Genomic DNA, 2,015 nt, shown 5'->3' with positions numbered 1-2,015 from the left:
CAGGACCGGTTGCAGGTTTTGCATATCATTTTGGATGATTCGGGGCTTCTTGGATGCGTAGCCCGTATTAGGCGTTAGCCGTAATACGGGAATGAGTTCATTGCCACTTCGATCCCGTATTACGGCTGACGCCTAATACGGGCTACAAATCCTGCCAGGATTTAGGCAGCGTATTGACTGTGGTGCTCTGCGGTTTCTGTGGCAGCAATATTGTTGAGTAGATCATTTAACCAGGGATCTTTTTCATCCAAAAATTTTGCATTGGGGAAAAAGCCAAAGTTTTGATCGGGTTTTGCATTATTTGGAGCTTCCTTCTCAGGTAATGCAGGCTCCTCATATATCTCAAGTGCAAAAGACTCTCCACCCTGGTCCAGTTCAAGCCCATTTTCCGGGTGCAGGATACCAAACAATGAATCAAACAGTTCATTGATCCATTCTTGCAAAGGACTAAGCGGATTTTTATTGCAAAGAATAAATAGAACAGAATCCAGTAGTTCAATACCTATATTAAGCGGCAGCCTGATGGTTAAATTAAAGACCCCTTCAAAAAGATCCAGAGCAGCAGTTTTAAAGGAGTTATTGGCTCCAGGAAGCAGAGAGGTAAATAAATTTATCGTTGCAAAGACTACTAAAAAGCTATTAGTAACCAATTGATATGCGGCTTTTAAAGCTATCCACGCGAGTGGAATAGCCAGTTGCAAAGTAATATTTACGGGCAACAGCAATGCACTCACCAGATACATAGGCAGCGCTGCAATCAAAAAGGGCAATATTCCTTTTTGTTGGATGATCGTTTCCGAGATGACTTTTAATGCGTTAAAGTACTTGGGCAAGCTGGTCGCAGTGAACAGCAGAGAAACAAAATATACCCCAATAAGTTGTTTCCATGTAGGGAGATTTGCCAGGAGTTGCGGCCAAAAACTGACGATATGCTGTACCTGATCAATAAAGTCATCAGTCAAAATGGTTTTTAATGCCTGGCCTGATTCTTTTAATGCTAAAATCAGTGCATCCAATTTATCTGCAGTGACAAGCGAATCAAGAAGTTCTGGTGAAATAAGCTTGATTTGGGCAATAAGCTCATCACTATTTAATTCTTCGGCTGTTCCAATGGTCTCTCTTAATAACTTTAAAAATGAGGCAACAGCCGTTCCATCAATACCTTGCAAATAAGGTCGTAGAGTCGTTAACAGTTCAGAAAATTCGTTGACATAGCGGAGGTTTAAGTCACTGTCTGAATAGGTAGACAGGAGGACAGTAACCAGGAGACCACTGCTGAGCCAGTAGACCCAGTTTACCGTTTCAGAAATTGTTTGGCTGCCTTCTTTGATGCCGTTTAAAGTATTAATAATGAGATCAATAAAATCTTCTGATTCCAATGAGTTCAATTTTTCTTTTAATGCTTTTCCAGGAATATTGTCTTCACCATTAAGCAGATATGTTTTGGCTAAAACAGCATCGTTAAATGCCGCTTCGCAGACTTCTTTCGGAAGAGCATGGTCACTGTGACGATTTTGGCTGTCTGGATGCAGGCGTAATGCGCGTAGTTTGTATGCCTTATTTATTTCTGCAGCGCTAAAGCTTAAGCCTGGTCTGAGTGGATCGAGATTAAGAATAGCGCACATATCTGCTTTGGTAACGATGCTGGATCCATCGAAAATGCTGTTGTATACGTAGGGCATGAGAAATTACCTTAAAGAATCACATGCAGTGTATTATACGAATTTTGCAGTCTTTCAGTCAAATTTAGATCATACTGATCTTAAAGTATTTGATTAGTAGATCGTATTGTCACGCACGGAGTTTTGGATTTGTAGCCCGGTTGCAAGCAACTGATTTTTCAGCACATCTCCGAGAGCTCGGTGTATCGGTGCAAGAAATAAAGTACGTGCCAATATAACTGTTCCGCTTCCTGACGGTCATATCTTTATACATAAGTATTGCCAACTTATTTAATAACCATCCATGGCGTGGAATGTTATCCATGCCATGGAAAAATCGCGCATTCGCTGTAA

At 41.0% G+C, this 2,015-nt stretch carries 1 protein-coding gene; it reads right to left on the bottom strand.

What is annotated here, in order from left to right; all coding sequences use genetic code 11:
* Positions 1–161: 161 nt before the first annotated feature.
* Positions 162–1,682 carry a J domain-containing protein gene (locus tag B094_RS0113210; RefSeq protein ID WP_018578288.1) on the bottom strand — a complete coding sequence of 507 codons (1,521 nt, stop codon included), beginning with the start codon at positions 1,680–1,682 and terminating at the stop codon, positions 162–164.
* Positions 1,683–2,015: the final 333 nt, after the last annotated feature.

The sequence above is a fragment of the Legionella shakespearei DSM 23087 genome, from assembly GCF_000373765.1.
In the GTDB taxonomy this organism is placed as follows: Bacteria; Pseudomonadota; Gammaproteobacteria; order Legionellales; family Legionellaceae; genus Legionella; species Legionella shakespearei.
The sequence above is the reverse complement of the archived record's forward strand: the minus strand, read 5'-3'. Positions and strand labels throughout refer to the sequence as shown.